This is a genomic window from Acidovorax sp. PRC11 (assembly GCF_031844105.1).
Taxonomy (GTDB): domain Bacteria; phylum Pseudomonadota; class Gammaproteobacteria; order Burkholderiales; family Burkholderiaceae_C; genus Paracidovorax.
In genome coordinates, this window is the sequence record NZ_JAUZUQ010000001.1 from 404530 (window position 1) to 422508 (window position 17979).

Here is a 17979-nt window from a genome sequence, read left to right on the forward strand (position 1 = left end):
ACGGGGCCTGGCGCGTGCTTCCCTCCAGCAAGGAGTAACGACCATGACTCTCAACGCCTCCCGCACCCGGCCGAAACGCAACGCCATCGGCCTCGAGGAAGAGCGCGCCTGGGTGTCCTTCTACCGGCGCGCCGGCAAGGATCCAGCGATCGCCGCTGAAGTGGCGGCCCAGCTCGAAGCCGACATCGAGATGAAGCGCGAGCACCTGGCGCTGTATCTGTGCTGCCGCGAATCGCTGCGCCTGCACCAGGCCCGCGAGGCGCGCAACCAGCGCTTCGGGCAGTTCGTGCGCTGGCTGCTCAGCGGACTGTTCGTCCGATTCCCCGCCAACGCGCGCCGCGCCATCGGCCGGGGAAGTGATCTCGCCGCAGCATGTCTGCCCGAGACCGGCGCCGAGCCGGCCGCTGCGCAGGTTCAGCGTTTGAACAAAAGCCCCAAGGTCCGCGCCGCACGCTCCGCGTTCCAGGCGCCACCTGCCGTTGCGGAGACACCCGCCCCACAGGCGACTGTCAAAGTGATGGATGCGGCGCCACGAGTGGCTCAAGCCAACGGCTGAGCCTGGCACCAAGTTCTCCTGGCCCATGGCCGGGGGAACTTGGTGTTTCTGCCGCGATAGGCAGACCATCAGGCAGAACACCCCCATCCCATCGCGTTCACGCCATCAGGCCGCCAGGCAACGCGCAACCTCCTGGTCGATCATCCAATGCAAGAACTGCGTGTCGTGCGACACGCCCCAGTAGTGCGCCTTGCACTTCGCCACATACGCATCGAGATCCGCTCGCGTGCGGATGCCAACCGGCTCGATGTCGGTCAGCCATTGAAAATACTCGATTTCCTTGCTCGTCAAACGGATCTGCGCCCCCAGGCGGATCATGGTGAACCCCCTTGATGGTCACCATACTGACGCCAAAAAACAAACTTGAGGGCGAATTAGCGGAGCCGGAGCAAAAAATATCTTGAGTGACACCGGAGTGACTTTTGAGTGTCACAAGACCATCAGTGGCATTCATCAGACTCTCTCGGCGTTGACGATTCGCGACACCGCGTGCACTCGCCACCCGAATTCGGCAATGAATGAGCGGTTTATCACCTTAGCTTGCCGCCCGCACACGTTTTCCCCCTTGTGACGCACCGAGGCCAGGGCGACACTGTCCAAACCCACTCTCTATTCAGATAAAGGCCCTCCGGCCAGTCGCCGGCGCCGCAATCGCTACGTGCAAAGACCACCGTGCCGACAACCGTTGCGCACCACATTCCCCGCCGGGGACGCCGTCCTCATGCAGCACCGCATCAGCGGTGCCGAAACCATGTTTCTGGGAACGTTGACACTCATGGTGGCCTACCTCTGCAGGGTTGGCGAAGTCCACAAGGCTTCCCGAACCCCATGCCGGCATCGCCACACAAGGAGTAACCCCCATGCACACCCAATGCATTGAGCAGTTGCGCGAATTGGCTGAACCCCTGGCCGCGCTTTCGCTGAACCATCTCACGCCGGCCACGCGGCAAAAGCTGCGAGACGACGAGCTTTCCGTCAATGCCTACCCGACCGACTTTGGAGGCTTCGTCTTCGTAGGCTCACCACGCTATCGCTCGCCTGTGGAATCCGACCTGGCGACGATTTTCGAGATCGCCGAGCGGGCCGGAATTGTCTGGCTCAAGTTCGACTGCGAGGCGCCCGCTATCGAAGGACTGCCGACCTTCGTCCACCAAGATCCCTTCCTATGAGACCGGCCCGAGCAGCCACGCTGCGCCGGGGGCCGGCCCGTCTTCATCGCCATCACGTGACGGCAACCGCTCCGGCGTCGGTCCGCAAAGCTTCCAGATGAATCACCGCATCTGCCATGCCCGCCAACTCGGGCGTCTGCGAGACGAAGAACTCGCGCCGGTAGCCTCCGAGCCGCAACACCTCCCGCTTCATTGCTCCGAACATGCGCTTGCGTTCCGGATCGAGCGCGCCATCGGCCTCGTCCGAGAACAACGTTTCATAGCGATGCTCGCTGGTCTGCGCCAAATACAGTGCCACGGCCCGCCCCAGGGATTCGTTGATCCAGACCCTCTCCCCTCCGGACATCAGCCGCACACTCTTGCTTTCCCCTGATTCGGCGTCGTGCACCACGATGTCGAAATCTTCCCGCTTCTCCCCCTTGGCCGTCTCCGCCTGCGTGACGATGGAGACCGTGAAGCGCGGGCCGTAGCAGGCCAGCAGCAGATCGTTCGCCAGAGCCGACAAGGCCGGCCCCGCGTCGTCGATCGCCAGGGCGATCAGGCCGTCATTGCTCATGCAGCGCGCCAGCAGGGTCCAGTCGCCGATGGCGTTTTCGATACGCTGGCTGCGCCGACGGGCCGCCGCCTGGCGTTCCGACAATGCCTCCCGCTGCTGGCGCAGTGCAGCCAGGCTCTGTACCTGCTGCAGGGCTTGTACATGGGCGCGCTGTGCTACCTCGTGCGCGGTGACGGCGTGATCCAGAGTGGTCTTCGCCGAAGACAACAGTCCTTGATCGAAGGGCTCCGGCAAGGTTGCCAGGACTGCATCCAGTCGGGCCAGCGCTTGCTGCAGTCCGGCCGACTGCTGTTGCCGCTGTGTGCCGATGGCTTGCATCGCCACCGTGATGGCCTCCCGCTCCTCCTGCTCCGCGCAGGCTTCGGCCGAACCGTCCTCGCCACCGGCCTCACCAAGGCCCATCAGCTCATCCCGCGCCTCGGCAAGACGCTGCCGGGCAACCTCCATGTCGTCGGCCTTCGCTGCAAGCAGCGCAAGCGTGGATGCCCGATCCCGTGCACGCTCCAGCCTCCTCTCTGCCACCTCCATGTGGACTCCAGCGGAATTCATGGCCTGGACGCGTGCCTTGACGGCCCGGCCCTCACGCTCGACCCCGGACTTCTCGTCGGCCAGCCGCTGCAGCACCGCGTCAGCGCTGGGAATCAGGGTCTGGGCTTCGCGGGCGTCGGCCAGCAACTGGCAGCGCCCCTGTAGCGGCATGCCGCTGCAGGGCACCTCGGCGGTCAGGCCAAAACGCCGCCGCAGTGCCTGCACCTGCAGGGCCGCCTGCCCCGCTTCGCGCTCGATGCCCTGCACCCGCTGCGCCAGCATCCGCAACTGGCCGCGGGCCTGCTCCCAGTCTGCCAACTGAATCCTCGCCAGACGAACACGCTCCGCGCGCTGCGCCAGAAGGTGCTCGGCCAGCGGCAGGCGCCGAATCGCGCGCCACACCAGAGGCTCACTGGCCAACAAGGCACTGCATTGCGCCTGCACGCCCTCCAGACGCTGCCGGCTCAGGCCGACCTGGGCTTGCCGCTGAGCTATCCGGCGGGCCAGGCGCTCCAGCCGCAGGCCCTCCCTGCTCTCCCGATCCGCCAGTTCCTGCATCGCGCTGCGAGCAACGGTCTGCGCCGCTTCCCGCTCCGCCAGCAGTTGGGCCCGCCGGGCATCGGCCTCACGGGCGTGGTCACACTGCGCGGTGACCTGGACGCAGACCTGCCGAGCGACTTCCAGTTCGGCGCCTGCGGCCGTCACGGCATCCTGGGCTCGTCCGGCCAGCGCCGGTGCATCCGCAACTTCTTCCCATGCGGCTGCCAACCGGCTGGCCTCGGCTTCCATGCCGAGCGCATCCTGCCGCACCGCTACCAGCCCCGCCTTCAGGAGCTTGGCGGTGTCACCAGCCTTGCGGCCCAGTTCGCGAATGTGCTCCTGGCCCAGCAGGTCGGCCAGCAGTGTTTTGATTTCTGCGTTGCGGTAGTCGCTGAGCTGGCGCTTGCCCTGGGCGCCGAAGACCGAGGTGAAGAAGGTATCGGCGCTGCCGCACAGGTGTTCTACGCAGCGCGTATAGGTGTCCACCTTGCCGTCCGATACCGTGCCATCCTCCAGAATGACCGGGCGCCATGCTCCCGTATCGGAGAGCACAAACAGGAAGGCTTCCGTTCGGCGCCGGCCATTGAGCCGGATCACGATCTGGGAACGGTAGCTGCGCCCCTCCAAGGCCCAGACCAGATCCTTCTCGCTCTCCGGGAGGAAGACGTGGTCGTAGTAGCTGAAGCCGCCCGCGCCCGCCGCTGCCGCGCGCGAAGGCATCAGCAGGTACGGGTGCATGTTGTCTAGCACCGTGGTCTTGCCGCGCCCATTGGCGCCTGCGATGGCGACCAGTTCGGCCCCATCGCACAGGGCCTCGAAGTCCAGGGTCAGGACATCCAGCCCCAGGCCGTCGCGGATTCCGCGAAAGCCCTTGAGGGTCAGGGAAAGGAGTTGCATGGCGATGGTCTCCAAGGGATGGGTGCAATCCAGTTTCCCGTGAGGCCGGGGAAGATCAAGGGCTTGTAAGCGCCAATGGGTTTCTCTGCCACTCATCGAACGGATGCTTCAGAGAATGAGCGAGTCAAGATCAAAAATCCCTTTTGTAGACAGCAACTTATGGAAATCTTCAAGAGAGGTAAAATGGCCCTTCAAAGATCCACCGCTCCGCTGTCATGAACACACTCAACCGCATCAAACGCTCTGTCGCCAACCGCAGCGACGACGTGCTCCTGCGCAGCGAGTTCGATCAGTTCGGCAGTGCTGCACAGGTGGGCCGCGCTCTGCGCGAGTTGCTGATGGACGGCACGCTGGTGCGCCTGGGCCTGGGCGTCTACGCCAAGGCCAAGCCCAGTGTGCTGACCGGCAAGCCCATTCCGGTACGGCCGCTGGAGGTTCTGGCCCCGGAGGCGCTGAACAAGCTGGGGGTGACCGTCATGGCCAGCCGCCTGACCCAGGAGTACAACGCCGGGCGCAGCACCCAGGTGCCCGCGGGCATCGTCTTCAACGTTGGACGGCGCCGTATCGCCCGCAAGCTCGGTTTCAACGGCAAGGCGATCCAGTACGAACACGCATGAGGGTACTGGCGCCCGAGCGGCGGGAACTGATCGAGGCGCTCGTCGCGGAAGCGGCGCCTGACGGAATCACGGCGGGCCTGCTGGAAAAGGACGAGCACCTGACCGATGCGTTGCGGGCCCTGTTCGCCTTGCAGCCTGAAGGCGTGCAGTTGGTGTTCTGTGGCGGCACCAGCCTGTCCAAGGCCTATGGGCTGATCGAACGCATGTCAGAAGACGCGGACCTGAAGGTGGTGATCCCGGATGCCGGTCAAGCATCCCGCGCCGAAATCCGCCGCCGGCTTTCCGCACTGAAAGCCCTGGTGACCGAAACGCTGGCCGGCATCGGACTGGTCGAAGACCCAGCCAAGGGGCTGGCATTCAATGAGAACCGGTACTTCTGCAGCGAATGGAGCTATGCGCGGCACTATGGCTCCGCCGCGGGGCTGCGCCCTCACCTGCAGATCGAATTGACGGCACGCACTCCGGTTCTGCCTGCGCAGGTCTGCCGCATCACCACACTGGCCGACCAGCTCGCCGGCCGCAGCGATCCCGCCTTCGAGGCGCTGGTGGTCGCCGTGGCCGAGACGGTTGCGGAGAAAGTCCTCTCGTTCCTGCGCCGCTACGCCCAGCATCGCGCCGGGCTGATGCGCCAAGCCTGGGATACAGCCCTGGTTCGGCACCTGTACGACGTGCACAGCATTCTCCAGCGCCAGCCCGACGTGCTGGCCGATGCCCGACGGGCATTCCCCGTGCTGGTCGCGGGCGACCAGAAGGAGTTTGGCGTCCAGTTCCCAGACTTTGCCGCGGCACCCCATCAGGTGCTGAGCGGCGCGCTGCGGCAAGCCCGTGCGGATACGAAGATCCAGGCGGAATTCACCGGCAACCTGCTGCCCCTGGTCTATGGCGGCGGCACACCCGCATTCGAGCAGGCTTTCGGGGACTTTGAAAAGGTGGCGGCCACGCTGCTGGACACGCTGCGCTGACCAGCCTGTCACCATCGCGCACTGCCGCCCCGGATTGGGACGGCGGATCCTCAGACCAGTTCGCTCAGCGGTTCCGGCAGCTCATGGCACGCCGAGGACGTTGAGTCCGTATCGCTTCCGATCAGCCTTGCCGCGATGACCTCGGGTGGCGCCTGATCCAGCGCGGCCATACAGGCCAGCAGGGGTTCGGGGCGAACCTCGGCCACCTTCGCCCAGGCGCGCAGCTTGTCTTCCAGGTGTGGCAGTTGGGAGATGCCGGCCGCGCGCGTACGCACCACAGGAACGATGCGCCCCTCCAGCTTGGCCTCGGCCGCGCCTGCCAGCATGCGCTGGATCGCCTCGCGGTCGACCGCGCCGCGGTCCTCGTCCGCGACGGTCCAGCGCACGCGCACGCTGGCGCCCGTCACGTCCTGGCGCGCGATTGCGTCTCGCAGCACGTCCAGGTCCGGGCGCCCTTCGAAGACGATGTCGATGGTGCGGCGCGCTGGCGTGGCCTCCAGCGTGCAGTGCGCATCGTCGGCACCGACTTCCCAGACCAGAAAACCCTTCTCGCCCTCCTCACCGTAGTGAAAGCGGCCGATCGACCCGGGATAGGCGATGAGCTGCTGTCCTCGGTCACCCCGCCGGCACCAGGCCTGGTGCCGGTGGATGTGGCCAAGCATGAAGGCCTGGGCCTCGGCCGCAAAGAGAGCGCCGGTGGTGAACTCGTGGTCGAAGCCCGCCATCGGCACGCCATGCTCACTCACGCAGCCGAACACCGTCCCGTGCGACACGCCGATCGTGGGCAATCCTCGCTCACGCGCCAGCCGGTGGGTGGGTGCCCAGCCGGCCAGCAAACGCTCCAGGTGCTCGCCAACGGCCTGGGCAGCATCCACCGCCCCAACCGCAGCCGCCAGCTCAGCCTTGTTGATCGTCGGCAGGCAGGAATACACGGCGACCGCATCGCTGGGCAGCACCTCGAAGCGCCAGCCAGGGCAACGCTGCCAGCCCCGTCCACGCGTCAGGACTACCTGCCCGATGCCTTCAGCCACATGGATGGGATGGTGACCGCCCAGTTCTCGGAAGATCCCGAGCGTGCCCGGCGGCTCATGGGAGTAGGTGCCCTGCAGCAGCAGCACGGGACAGTGATCGGCGAGCCGCCGCACTTGCGCCACCAGCCGCCGGGCCGCCGTGGCGTGCAGGTCGAGCGCATGGTCGGTGGCATCGCCGGAGATGACGGCGGCATCGACACCGAGCGCCGCCGAGCGGTCGATGGCCGCGCCGAAGCAGCGGTCCGCCTCGGCCAGCGTCCGGCTGCCGTAGTGCAGGTCGGAAAAATGGGCAATGCGCATGGTCGTCTCCTTCACGCCGACGCGCGCAGCTCGACGTCGATCTTGTCGGCGTAGCCCCGCGGATCGTTGCGGTAGCGCTCCAGTTCATCCCAGGCCCGGCCCCTGCCATGCGGGTTGACCCGCCAGCCACGGCCCCATCGGCGATCCGCATAGACCTGGTAGCGATCCACCGGCAGGCCGATGCCCCGCACGCGCGCCAGCAGCTGCTCCAGCGTCGGGCGGCCCGGGGACGGCTCCGCCTTCTCTGAACCGTCGGCGTCGTACGCCTCGACTGGTGCCTGCACCTCGCCAAGACCTTGCCCGCCCGCTGCAGCACCGTCCAGGATCTGGGTCGCCAGGCAGGCTTGCTGGACGATCGCCTCCTCGTCTTCGTGGTCGCGCAGGAGCGCCGTCACGTCCACGGGGGCTTCCAGCTCGATGATCCACTGGGGCACGCGCACCGCCCGTCCGTGTTCGTCGATGTGCGGCACCTCCTTGAGCACCTTGGTCAGGAAGAAGGTCGTTCGGTCGCGCCCCAGGAATCCGGAAATGCGCCCGCCGCGCATCTGGGCGATGGCCTGGAAGCGCTGGATGGCGGCGCTCATCGCGTAGAAGCTCGTGGTGGGCAGTTCCAAGGCGCTGATCGAACGGATGCCCGGGATGAAGAACAGAAAGCGGCCCGTGAGATTGCACTGGCGGGCCTGGTATTCAGGGCAGGACTCCGGGTCGCAAATGCCGCCGTTCTCCTGGCGGGGCATGGTCTTGCGTCCGCCGAAGATGCGGATCGTGCGGCGCCCGGTGTCGTCCACCGGTACCGGTGCATGGCGCATGCAGTGGCGCACCAGCCCATCGGGCGAATACTGCGACCAGAAGCGCTTTTCATGGGTGCTCCATGCCGCCAGCTCGTGCGGCATCACGGTCTGCCAGTGGTCGGACGGGAAAACGACCGGGAAGCGGTACAGGCGATGGCCCTGCCCCCGATCCTCGCCATAGGTGTCGAGTATTTCGCGTGCGATTTCCGGGTTGGGGAAGTCCGCCCCGCGCACCGTGAACCACGGTACGTTGCGCGGCACCAGCGGGGACTTGAGCTGGGGCAGCGCCTGCGCCAGCGCCTTCTCGATCGCCTCGAACGATCGCCCTTCGGCCACGCCCTGGGTGTAGATGGCCTTGGCCTCGGACTGCTCTGCCGCCTTCCGCGTGAGCACCATGATGCCGGGGCGGATCTTGCCGCCGGTGGGGATGCGCGCGGGGGCCTGGCCCAGCAAAGTCGGCAAGGAGTCCGGTCCGCCCTGCACCGTGATGATGGCTTGTGCCATGGAGTGCTCCTTCATGAACATCGGGGGATTCCGATGGTTCATGCTCTCGCGCATTCGGCCGTCATCAACCCCTGGCACTGGCTTGCAGCTGATCGCGCAGTTGTAAGCCGATAGACCCAACATTCCCGAGTTGAATCTTCAAGATTGCCCAAGGCATAGCGTCGACGCACAAGGCGCACACTTGGCTGATGCCGAAACCCCCTGCATTTCGCCTCGATTTCGGCTGGCGCGCAGACTGGCATTTGTTCAGCATGGAGCCATGACCAAGCAGGAGCAACAAGGAGCAATAGCGTGCAAATGGAGGAACCCATCGAACCCGAAGAGGGAACAGCGCAAAGTTCCTGGACGCTCGCGATCGCCATGTTGCGTGGCGTTCTGGACGGAGACACCTATGACACCGTCGCATCCCGGCATGGCATCACGCGCACGGCTGTCGAGAGGCGCATCAAGGCCGTCGCCATCCATGTCGCGTCCACCGCAGGCATCGAGGGACTGAATGCCGAGGGAGCGGCCTTCGTTCGTCGTCTCCGGCTGCATCGCGACGCCCTCCACGACGCCTTGGACAGACTGGGCACTGAGCCACCTGCCCATGCACGGCCTATCCGCGTTCTCATCGATGAGGAAATCAGCTCAGGTGCACTGCGCATTCGAGGGCGCAGTCAGCAGCCTCACGAGGATCTGGCTCTCTACTACATCCTGCTCGCCACGGGCGCCCGGCCGCTGGAGATCGCTCGCCTTGAAGTTCGTGACTACCTCCATGCCGACGGCACGGTGCGCCGAATCTCGTCTGTCCGGCGTGAGGTCGCCATCACCGGGAAGGAGCGACCGCTTTTCTTCTGCAGCACACGGCTCGAGGAGGCCTTGAATGCCTATCTGGCGGAACGCATTGCCGCCCGGCAGGGACTGGGGATCGCTGGAGAATACCGAGGTCTCGATCCGGCCAGCCGGCTCTTTCTGTCCGCCAACGGCCAGGGCTTCGAGATCAAGCCCTATGGGTCAAATGGCCAGAAGCGGTTCCGGTGCCGTGCCATCCAGGAAACCTACCGCAAGCTCTTCCGCTACGCGGAGCTCAAGCAGGTGACCGCGCTCACCGTGCGCCATACGGTGGCCGACCGCCTCTATGCGAGAGGGGCGGACGAGTCCCAGGTCGGCCTGTTGCTGGGCATCGCCGACCGCAGCTCGGTGCGGGACCAATTCCCCCGCCGCCTGCCATCGCTGGACATCCTAACCACCGACCTGGTGTAGCGGCCATGAACGGGGTCACAGCCGCCCCGGCCCCGGATGAGCAGCGATTCCTCATCCGTGGTGAGGTCTGGCAGATCACCGACCCGGGCCTGCAAGAGGCGCTCGCCCAGATTCATGACACGGCGGAACGACCGCGCTGCCTGTGCATGCCCGATGGGGTCGAGATGTACGTGGCACGGCACCGCCAATACCTCGTGAAACGGATGCCGGACACCGGCAAGTCCCATCATCCACTTTGCCCATCGTATGAGCCCGACAACGCCTATTCGGGACTGGGTGACTTGGTGGGCGACGCGGTGCTCGAAACGCATCCGGGCCATGTCGAGCTTCGCGTCGACTTTCCATGGAGGCGCGTTCATGGACGCTCCGTCGCGCGCGGCGAGCCGGATGAGCCGGGGGAGGTTTCGGTACCGCGCAGGCGCATGACCCTCAGAGCCGTCACGCACTTCCTGTTCGAACGCGCCGGCTTCAACCGGTGGACACCGGCGATGTCCGGGAAGCGCAATCAAGGGGTGCTGTGCAAGTACCTGCTCGAGGCCGCTGCGGAGGTCGAGATCAAGGGTAAGTCCCTGGCCGAAAGGCTCTACGTGCCCGAGCCTTTCAGCGAATCCGCGAAGGCCGACATCGCGCAGCGCCGGCGCGCCAAGCTGGCGGTACTGCAGCCCCATGACGGCCAGGCACCGCTCGCGCTGGTGATCGGCGAGTTCAAGACCTGCGAGCGGGGAGACAACAGCTGCCGCATCTGGATCCGCCATATGCCGGATGCTCCGCTTCTGATGGATTCACGCGCGTGGGATCGCCTGGCTCGCACCTACGCGGCCCTGCTGGAAGCTCGCGATGCAGATTCCGGCCACCCCGTCCGGCTCGTCATTGCGGCGCTGATCCACGCACGGCGGGAATTCACCTACGAGATAGACGCTGCCAGTCTCATGTTGGTCAGCGAGCAGTGGATCCCCGTGGAAGGGGTGCACGAACTCCCCCTCATCGATGCCTTAATCGCGCAAAGAAGGCGCTTTCTCAAACCGTTGCGCTATGACGCCAAGGCGGCGGCTGCCTTCCCCAATGCTCTGCTGCTGGACTGCGGCACCACGCCCGTCCCCTTGCATCTGACCAGTGAATTCATGAGCGTCAAGGATCGGGCCCTGAAAGAAAAGGCGATTCAAACGGGCGGATCGCCCTCCCACTGGTATTGGCACACTGCCAATGCAATACCGGCCTTGCCCAATATCGCGCCGTGGCCGCAACGGGGCTCTGTTGGCTCATCAGCTGGCCTTCAACGCCGATTTCCGCATTGATGCCAATGAACAAACATCAGGCCGCCAAATCACTCACCTTTTCCAATTTCTCTTTCAATGCTTGAAATCCGATCAACCCATGACTTCAAGTCCATGTTCTGCGGATCATCATGCACATCATCAAAACCCTGATCGATGTTGAAGTGGTACGCAGGGATCAGCCATCTTCCTGCGTGCAGGCTAGCCATGATGTATGCAAGCGCCAGACGCTGTTCCTGATTCGGCCCCAGTCCTGGCTCTGGCGCTTTCCATCCCCAACTGCCTTGAGGCTTGATGCGGGGCTGGATATTCTCGACATGAACAAATAGTGGCTTGGCCGCCGCGACATTGGAGGTCTGTTCCAGCTTCGTGGCCGGGCTGCTCCTGACGGCACCCCAGGGCCGAAGCACTCTGGACGCACCATCTCGAGCAATCAACAGATTCACCCGCTGCGCCAGACCAGGCCAGCCTTGAAGTCGATTGCCTGCCCAGCTCGGGGTGTTCATGTCATCGGGAAACGTCGTTGACGGATAGACGATTTCAGGGGAGCTGGTGTCATGGATGACAAAGTACCGTACGCCCGGGGCATCGCCAGCAACTATCCTGTCAGAAATTTCGGAGCTCGAAATCCCTTGAGCCGTCAGGTACCTGCCGACCTGTTCGGCATTGAACGGAAAAGGCTGCAGCACGCGCTGTGAGAGCCACTCCGGAATGGGTTGGAGATCAGAACCACCTCCCTTGGCACGAACCCTTTTGAGCAGACATTCCGTAGTTTTTTCCGCAGTTCCGGCAAATCGAAGGGCTTTCGAGTCAAATGAGCAAGGCCCCAAGGTGGCCGCCATTGTGGGATTGGCAATTGCCGCCGCAAAAAAACCTAAGCCCAAGAGGGTGCAACGATTGAATTTCAGCATATCTACGGCTATTGCAAATCAATACAAGTAATGGAAGAAAAGATACGTGTCGCCCATTGCTTGGCATAGCTCGCTAACCCTCAAAACAACAGGTCGGCCCCTTGGTTTCGGCCAAAAATTTCGACTGAGCGCGCGGATCGCGCGCCCTCTCACCGCCGGAGTAGTCATTCAATTCTGCTCATCGATCCAGCGCCGAATATCCTCTGCGCGCCATGCCGTGATCCCAACCGACAGGCGAATCGGGGCGGGGAACACGCCGTCGTTGACGCGCCGCCAAAGCGTGGACTTGGAAAATGGGACAAAGCTCAGCAGCAGCTTCTGGCGAACGAATCCCGTCTCCGGCAGTGTGGGCCGCTGCGCCTGAAGTCCGGCGGGCACAGTGGGAGAGGTGGTCGAGGTAACTTGCATGATCATTCCTTGTCTTGGCGAATGCCAAAGGTGCAGGGGCATGACCAGCTCTGTCGCAGCGAAGTCGGTCTTGAAAGGCTTTCGCTGCCGAGGAACGCAGAACTCCTACCTCTGTGCAGGCGTTCCATTCAGGCACAGGGCAATGGGTGTATATAGGGCTTGAATCAGCAGATCATGAACATCTGCCTGCCAGAACAATGAGGACAGCGCTCAATACATGGGGCCGAGTAGTAGGAACGCGGCCTGAAGGCAGGTGACGACTGCGACGCACTTGCTTGCCAAGTGGATTGCGAGGCCAAGGTGAAGTGTCAGCCCCTGTGCATCACTTTACCCTCGGAGGCCCATGACATACCGACCGCATTCAACGCGGCGCCGGCAAACGGCCCCGCGCGCAGCCGGTTGTCCGTGGAGACGTCACGATGCTATGCCGGATCCACCGGGACGGCGTCGGCCTCCGGAGACCGGGATGGTGCGATGTCGTCGGCCCCGGCCACGCCCTGCCCTGCATCGGCCTCCAGCAGAAGACTGGCTGCGGCATCGTCTGCTGGCGGCGCTTCGTCGGATTGGGATCTCTCCACATCACCCGCGCTTCCAGCCTCACTCGCCGGACGGCGCGCGTCGAGCGCATTCATCTCCCGCCGCAGGCGTGTCGCCAGATTGCGCGCCCCGTTCGCCACGTCACGCACCTTGCGCTTGAGCGCTGCCCGTTCGACATCGACGGCCTGCTGGGTGATGACTTCGTGGATTTCGAGCGTCTGCAGCAATGGCATCAGTTGATCGAGCTTGCTCAGGATTTCCAGATACCGGCGGCTGCTCGACGAAAGCACCCCCACCTCCAGATCCAAAGGGACGGTATCGTAGGTCGCGGTGCTGGTGATGCCATTCGCGTGGAACAGCGCCTCGGCACCGTCGATCGCCTTGTTGAGATCCTCGGCCACCTTGTCCATCTGCGACCGGATCAGCGCTTCGACCTTGCTGACGTCGTCGTGGTTCAGCCGGGTGCGCGAGATCACCGAGATGAAATGAATGCCCAACTGGAAGGTGTTGAAGTAGCGGATGAACAGGCGCTTGCCCTCGGCACTGGCAAAGCTCGCCTTGATCTTCAATGAAGCCGCTTCGACGCGGCGGAAGTCGGCCTTGGTTTCCTTCGCGAGGATGCGGGCGTTGACACCCCCTTGGTCGTGCTTGACGAAATCAATGTCGGCCATGATCGAGTTCTCCTGAGGCAGCGCTGCCCGGATCAATGATCGGCCATGCCGCCAGGGGATCGCCACGCGAAACGGCCACGAAGTCGGGCTGCTTTCGGCATTGGCGCGCATTGCTTGCGCCTCAGGCATTGACGCGTAAGGGGCGGCCCTCTACTGTGCGAAGCATGCAGTAGCTGGCCCTGCACCCCTGGCAAGCCCTGGAGTTTCCATCGACACGGTCTGAGCGCGACGCGCACGATCGCTGTCTCCACACGGCCCTTCCCGCCGGCGGCTTTCGAGGCCGGCCCCGAGGGTGACCCTGCCCTCGGCCTGGCGCCGAAAGCTTCCCCCCGCCGGTCGCTGGCACACCGGCCCCACGGCGCATCGCGCCGTTACCCAAGCCAGCCCAGGAATCTCCGATCCGTCTCACGGATCCGTCCACCCATCCACCCCTTGGGGCTCTATCGCCCCTTGATTGGTGCGTTGGCTCCTGCTTTTCTCCAAGGAGCCAACCATGCTGCACCCCAGCGTCGCACCCGAGTTCCGAGCTGCTTCCTCCATCTATCCCGAGCCACAGCGGCCTTTTTTCCACGTCCTGCTCGACAGGCTTCAAACCGATGCTTCGCCGCCCCCGGCAGCAGCGGTCTCGGCTTCGCTGGATGCGGACCAAGGCTCTCCCATCGAATGGAGCGAGGAAGACGTCGTGCTGCTGCACTGGCGGCTGCTCAAGGAAATCGGCCGCCTGGCCGATCCCGAGACGCCGCTGGAGGAGAAGTTCGACACCTTGCGCTGGGTCTTCACCGAGCGCGACAAGGACCTCCGGCCCTTCAGCTTTGTGTCCTGCCTCCGCGTGGTGGGCTGCAGCCCGCTGTCGCCCCTGCCGTACTGCGGCCTGGTCGATGTCGAGGAAGTGCGCGACTTCATCCGTCACGCCGTTCCGCTCTGGCTGCATCAGACCTTGAAGCGCTACCCCGCCTGGGTGCGCGAGGCCATCGTGGACCACCCCGACTGGGTGGAAGAGCGACTGGCCCGCAACCCGCAATGGATCAACGAAGAAGTCAGGCGCTTCGCCAGCGAGGGCGACCTCTTTGCCTGACTGCCCATCAACCCCATCCGAAAGGAGTCCGCCATGAAGGACGTTCTTTGCCTGCTGGCGATCTTCTTCGCCTACGGCCTGGCCGGCCACCTGGACTACCAGCATGCCGTCGCCATGGAAGAAGCCATGCGCCAGGACGATCCGCCGTCCTGCGCCACGCCGCAGTTCGAGCCAGCGCCTGCGCGCCTGGCCCGGGCTGAACTCCACACCCCACCGGCCTGCCGGCCGGAGGATCACGAAGGGATCGAAAAGTGAATCACATCGCACACTCACCAAGCCGCCCGGCCGCACTGCTCACGGTCCAGGCCCTGGGCGACATTGAGTACCTGGTGAAGGAGAGCGAAGTGCTCACCGGCCAAGCCGGCAGAAGCTTCGTCATCGCCGGAGCCGACCGCCTGTCCTATCGGGTGCACTGGCATCCGCTTGGATTCAAGGTCGAGCGCCTCGACGAGCGCGGCGACGTGCTGAATTGCCAGCACCTGCTGCCCTGGGAGTTCTCTCAGCACAGCTTGGCCCAGGCCCTCGCCTGCGGCCAGTTGTTCACAGCACCGGTGCCGCGCGTGTCCAGCGCATTTGGCGCGCCCGGCACCCGCGCCTGATTTCTTTCACCCCGCCAGCGGGCCTGCCCGCTGCGCGGGCGGGCGCTGGCCTTTCAGGAGATCACCATGAAGATCCAGATCCGTTTCAACGAGGAAGGCGCACTGCGCAACCAGCGCTATGCCTTCACGGACCGGTTCACACTGGTCACCGAGCTGCTGCAGAACGCCCGCCGCGCCGGCGCGCACCACATCACTGTCGAGCACCGTCCCGAGGATCAGGTGCTGCGCGTCGTGGATGATGGCCACGGCGTGGAAGATTTCCAGAAGCTGCTGAGCTTCCACGAATCCGGCTGGGATGAGGGCCTGGCAGGCCATGAGCATCCCTTCGGCGTCGGCTTCACCAAGTGCCTCTACGCGGCTTCACGCATCGTGGCCGCATCGGGACGCCAGCAGGTGGACATTGATACCGCTGCAGCCCTGCAGCGCGAGTCCTTCGACGTCACCACCACGCGGCGCGTCGTGAACGGCACGGCCATCGAACTGCATAGCGTCGAGATCAGTGATCTCGCCAAGCAGATGGAGACACTGTGCGAGGGCTTCCCGGTCGACGTGGTGTTCAACGGCACGCCGATGGCGCGCCGCTATGCCGAAGACAAGATCGCGTTGAACCCCACTCCGATTGGCGCGGTATATGTCAGCGGCAACCGCGACGGCAAGGCCACCTACGCCACGCTGGTGTTCCTTCAGGGTTTTTGCGTTCATCGGCCCAGATTCTTCCAGGCGGACTCCGTGAATGTCGTTCATCTCGACCCGCAACAGTTCATGGCCCGGCTCCCCGATCGGGATCAACTGATCGACGCCGACCAGCAGCTCAAGCGGGTCGATGCCCAGGTCAAGCAGACCTGGCGCAGCATCCTCGAGGAGGCGAAGACCCAGCTCAAGCCGCAGGACTTCGTCGCAACCTACTTCGACGCGATGCTCCAATGGCAGCATCAGGATCTGCTCAATGACATGGACGAGTTGCCTGTAGCGCTGTTCCAGCGCATCTCTGGCTATCCCATCCAGACCCGCTACGGAGAGCAGGACTATCTCGAGCCAACCGCCGCAGCCCCCACCCGCGTGGACATCGAGTCCGGTCAGGTCACGCTGGTGTCCATTGGGGCGGTCAGCGAGGAAAACGCCGCGCACTGGATGCTGGCCCGACATAAGCAATGGCTGTTCACCGAGGCATACCGCCTGGACAGCAACCATTGGATTCATCCGCATGTCCGTTACCCGGATTTGGAGAAAGCCGTGGTCGAACCGCAAGGTGAAACCGGGCGCATCACGTTGGAGGGTCGCTGGGTCTGGCCACAGGTCGTCCTCTGCGAATCGGTCAGCATCCGCATCGGCGGGCACGAGGCCATCCTCGTGGATGACGGGGTATGCCACGACGGCAATGTCCTGATGCCCGCCAACGAAGTCTCTGGTGAGGCCATACGGCAGCTGTCCGACTTCGTCGATGGAAACGATCAGTACCGCGAAGACGACGCTGAGGCCGATTGCACGGCACTGGCCGACCTGATCCGCAGGCTGCGGTCGACGGACCCGGTCGCGACGCTCAGCTCGCTGCTGTCCGAGCTCGGTCTTGGCAAGTACGCATTGCTGCACGGCCGGTGCTTCGAGGTGACGGTGGGTGTGGGCAGCATGCCGGGATGTTCGGTGGAATTGGTCGGCGCGGAAGAGGCGCTCGCATCCGGCGAAGACGGCCATGCAGAACGCTGAATACGCTGCGCGCGTGGAAGACGTGAAGCGGCGCGCTCACGGCCGCTGGACCGAGATCCTGGGCGCCCTGGGCCTGGACGAGCGCATGCTCAAGCGCAAGCCCATGCCCTGCCCCGTCTGCAAGGATGGTGTGGATCGCTTCCAGTACACCGACAAGTTCGGCGAAGGGAACTACCACTGCCGCAAATGCGGGCCAGGCGGCGGCTTCAAACTGCTGCAGGCCTGCAAGGGCATGGACTTCCACACCGCGCTGTGTGCCGTCGAGAAGCTGGTCGGCGTGCTGCCTCCTGCGGCACCTGCTGGCGAAGCCGCGCCGGACCGCATGAAAAAGCTGGTGCAGCGCATCTGGAACGAAGCCCGACCGGTGACGCTGGGCGACGAGGTGGATCGCTACCTGCGCGGTCGTGGACTGGCCTTGGGCCAGTATCCGGCCTCGTTGCGGTTCCACCCCGCCCTGGGCTACTACCAGAAGGAAGGTGCGGCCAAGGCGCGCAAGGTGGCCGAATACCCGGCCATGCTGGCCAGTGTGCGGGACGCCCAGGGCGCCGTGACGCTGCACCGGACCTACCTGAACGCAGGCTGCAAGCTGGATGCACCCGATGCGAAGAAGGTGCTCTGCAGCGGCTTCGTCGGGGCTGCGGTCCGGCTGGCCGAGGCGACGGAGGAACTTGCCGTGTGCGAAGGCATAGAGACCGCGATCGCGGTCTTTCTGGCCACCAGCAAGCCCGTGTGGAGCGCCCTGAGCGCCGGCAACCTGGAAAAGCTCTGGATCCCGGAGACCGTCAAACGCCTGTGCATCTACGGCGACAACGATGCCGACGGCGATTTCACGGGACAGGCCAGCGCCTACGCACTGGCGCGCCGGGTCAAGCGCGAGGAGGCACAAAGCGGCCCGCGCACAGTCCAGGTGTTCCTGCCCAAGCTGGCGGGAACCGATTGGGCCGATGTGTGGCTGCAGCGCCAGGAGTCCACGGTGCTGCGCGCCGCGTGATGCTTGCTTCGGGAGTGGGCTCGCCCACTCCCGGGGCCTTTTCAGTGCAGGTTCGAGGTGCTCCCTCTGCGCCTGCACCGAAAAGGTTTCTCCCCCTGGTCGCTGCCAGACCA

General features: G+C 64.5%; 18 protein-coding genes. 11 read left to right on the forward strand and 7 right to left on the reverse strand.

Annotated features, from left to right (window positions below; genetic code table 11):
* The first annotated feature begins 43 nt into the window (after nucleotides 1–43).
* Entirely contained in the window at nucleotides 44–556 is a 513-nt protein-coding gene (locus Q9R47_RS01845) for a hypothetical protein (RefSeq protein WP_311231488.1), read from the forward strand.
* Nucleotides 557–661: 105 nt separating this feature from the next.
* Here the strand turns inward: Q9R47_RS01845 and Q9R47_RS01850 are convergent, their stop codons facing one another.
* Entirely contained in the window at nucleotides 662–874 is a 213-nt protein-coding gene (locus Q9R47_RS01850) for a hypothetical protein (RefSeq protein ID WP_311231489.1), read from the reverse strand.
* Between the two features lie 542 nt (nucleotides 875–1416).
* Between Q9R47_RS01850 and Q9R47_RS01855 the strand changes: the two genes are divergently transcribed.
* Nucleotides 1417–1725, forward strand: a complete 309-nt coding sequence (locus tag Q9R47_RS01855) for a hypothetical protein (protein ID WP_311231490.1) — start codon at nucleotides 1417–1419, stop codon at nucleotides 1723–1725.
* 52 nt (nucleotides 1726–1777) lie between these two features.
* Here Q9R47_RS01855 and Q9R47_RS01860 read toward each other — a convergent pair whose 3' ends face one another.
* On the reverse strand, nucleotides 1778–4246 hold the full coding sequence (locus Q9R47_RS01860) for a DNA repair protein (protein WP_311231491.1): 2469 nt from the start codon (nucleotides 4244–4246) through the stop codon (nucleotides 1778–1780).
* Nucleotides 4247–4461: 215 nt separating this feature from the next.
* On the opposite strand from Q9R47_RS01860, the gene Q9R47_RS01865 reads away from it, so the two are divergent.
* Both Q9R47_RS01865 and Q9R47_RS01870 read left to right on the forward strand, forming a co-directional pair.
* Entirely contained in the window at nucleotides 4462–4863 is a 402-nt protein-coding gene (locus Q9R47_RS01865) for a DUF6088 family protein (RefSeq protein WP_311231492.1), read from the forward strand.
* Nucleotides 4860–5825: a nucleotidyl transferase AbiEii/AbiGii toxin family protein gene (locus Q9R47_RS01870; protein ID WP_311231493.1), complete on the forward strand. Its 966-nt coding sequence runs from the start codon at nucleotides 4860–4862 to the stop codon at nucleotides 5823–5825. Before Q9R47_RS01865 ends, Q9R47_RS01870 begins: the two co-directional genes overlap by 4 nt.
* Nucleotides 5826–5875: 50 nt before the next feature.
* Here the strand turns inward: Q9R47_RS01870 and Q9R47_RS01875 are convergent, their stop codons facing one another.
* Both Q9R47_RS01875 and Q9R47_RS01880 read right to left on the reverse strand, forming a co-directional pair.
* Nucleotides 5876–7156, reverse strand: a complete 1281-nt coding sequence (locus Q9R47_RS01875; protein WP_311231494.1) for a metallophosphatase family protein — start codon at nucleotides 7154–7156, stop codon at nucleotides 5876–5878.
* An 11-nt stretch (nucleotides 7157–7167) separates the two neighbouring features.
* Nucleotides 7168–8451 (reverse strand): hypothetical protein, encoded by a 1284-nt coding sequence (locus tag Q9R47_RS01880; RefSeq protein ID WP_311231495.1) that lies wholly within the window; start codon nucleotides 8449–8451, stop codon nucleotides 7168–7170.
* A 297-nt stretch (nucleotides 8452–8748) separates the two neighbouring features.
* Between Q9R47_RS01880 and Q9R47_RS01885 the strand changes: the two genes are divergently transcribed.
* Entirely contained in the window at nucleotides 8749–9696 is a 948-nt protein-coding gene (locus tag Q9R47_RS01885) for a site-specific integrase (protein ID WP_311231550.1), read from the forward strand.
* A 5-nt stretch (nucleotides 9697–9701) separates the two neighbouring features.
* Entirely contained in the window at nucleotides 9702–10991 is a 1290-nt protein-coding gene (locus Q9R47_RS01890; protein WP_311231496.1) for a DUF1173 domain-containing protein, read from the forward strand.
* 29 nt (nucleotides 10992–11020) lie between these two features.
* Here the strand turns inward: Q9R47_RS01890 and Q9R47_RS01895 are convergent, their stop codons facing one another.
* The 3 genes from Q9R47_RS01895 to Q9R47_RS01905 form a co-directional block, all read right to left on the reverse strand.
* Nucleotides 11021–11881: a hypothetical protein gene (locus Q9R47_RS01895; protein ID WP_311231497.1), complete on the reverse strand. Its 861-nt coding sequence runs from the start codon at nucleotides 11879–11881 to the stop codon at nucleotides 11021–11023.
* 168 nt (nucleotides 11882–12049) lie between these two features.
* Entirely contained in the window at nucleotides 12050–12289 is a 240-nt protein-coding gene (locus Q9R47_RS01900; protein WP_311231498.1) for an AlpA family phage regulatory protein, read from the reverse strand.
* Nucleotides 12290–12711: 422 nt separating this feature from the next.
* Nucleotides 12712–13497, reverse strand: coding sequence for a DUF1845 domain-containing protein (locus tag Q9R47_RS01905; protein WP_311231499.1), 786 nt, complete (start codon nucleotides 13495–13497; stop codon nucleotides 12712–12714).
* Nucleotides 13498–13990: 493 nt separating this feature from the next.
* Here Q9R47_RS01905 and Q9R47_RS01910 point away from each other — a divergent pair, with 493 nt between their 5' ends.
* From Q9R47_RS01910 to Q9R47_RS01930, 5 genes are all read left to right on the forward strand, one after another.
* Nucleotides 13991–14572, forward strand: coding sequence for a hypothetical protein (locus Q9R47_RS01910; protein WP_311231500.1), 582 nt, complete (start codon nucleotides 13991–13993; stop codon nucleotides 14570–14572).
* 33 nt (nucleotides 14573–14605) lie between these two features.
* Complete coding sequence (locus Q9R47_RS01915) at nucleotides 14606–14827, forward strand: hypothetical protein (RefSeq protein ID WP_311231501.1); 222 nt, start codon at nucleotides 14606–14608, stop codon at nucleotides 14825–14827.
* Complete coding sequence (locus Q9R47_RS01920; protein ID WP_311231502.1) at nucleotides 14824–15171, forward strand: hypothetical protein; 348 nt, start codon at nucleotides 14824–14826, stop codon at nucleotides 15169–15171. Before Q9R47_RS01915 ends, Q9R47_RS01920 begins: the two co-directional genes overlap by 4 nt.
* Nucleotides 15172–15237: 66 nt before the next feature.
* Complete coding sequence (locus Q9R47_RS01925) at nucleotides 15238–16875, forward strand: ATP-binding protein (RefSeq protein ID WP_311231503.1); 1638 nt, start codon at nucleotides 15238–15240, stop codon at nucleotides 16873–16875.
* Nucleotides 16862–17866, forward strand: coding sequence for a toprim domain-containing protein (locus tag Q9R47_RS01930; protein ID WP_311231504.1), 1005 nt, complete (start codon nucleotides 16862–16864; stop codon nucleotides 17864–17866). Before Q9R47_RS01925 ends, Q9R47_RS01930 begins: the two co-directional genes overlap by 14 nt.
* Nucleotides 17867–17979: the final 113 nt, after the last annotated feature.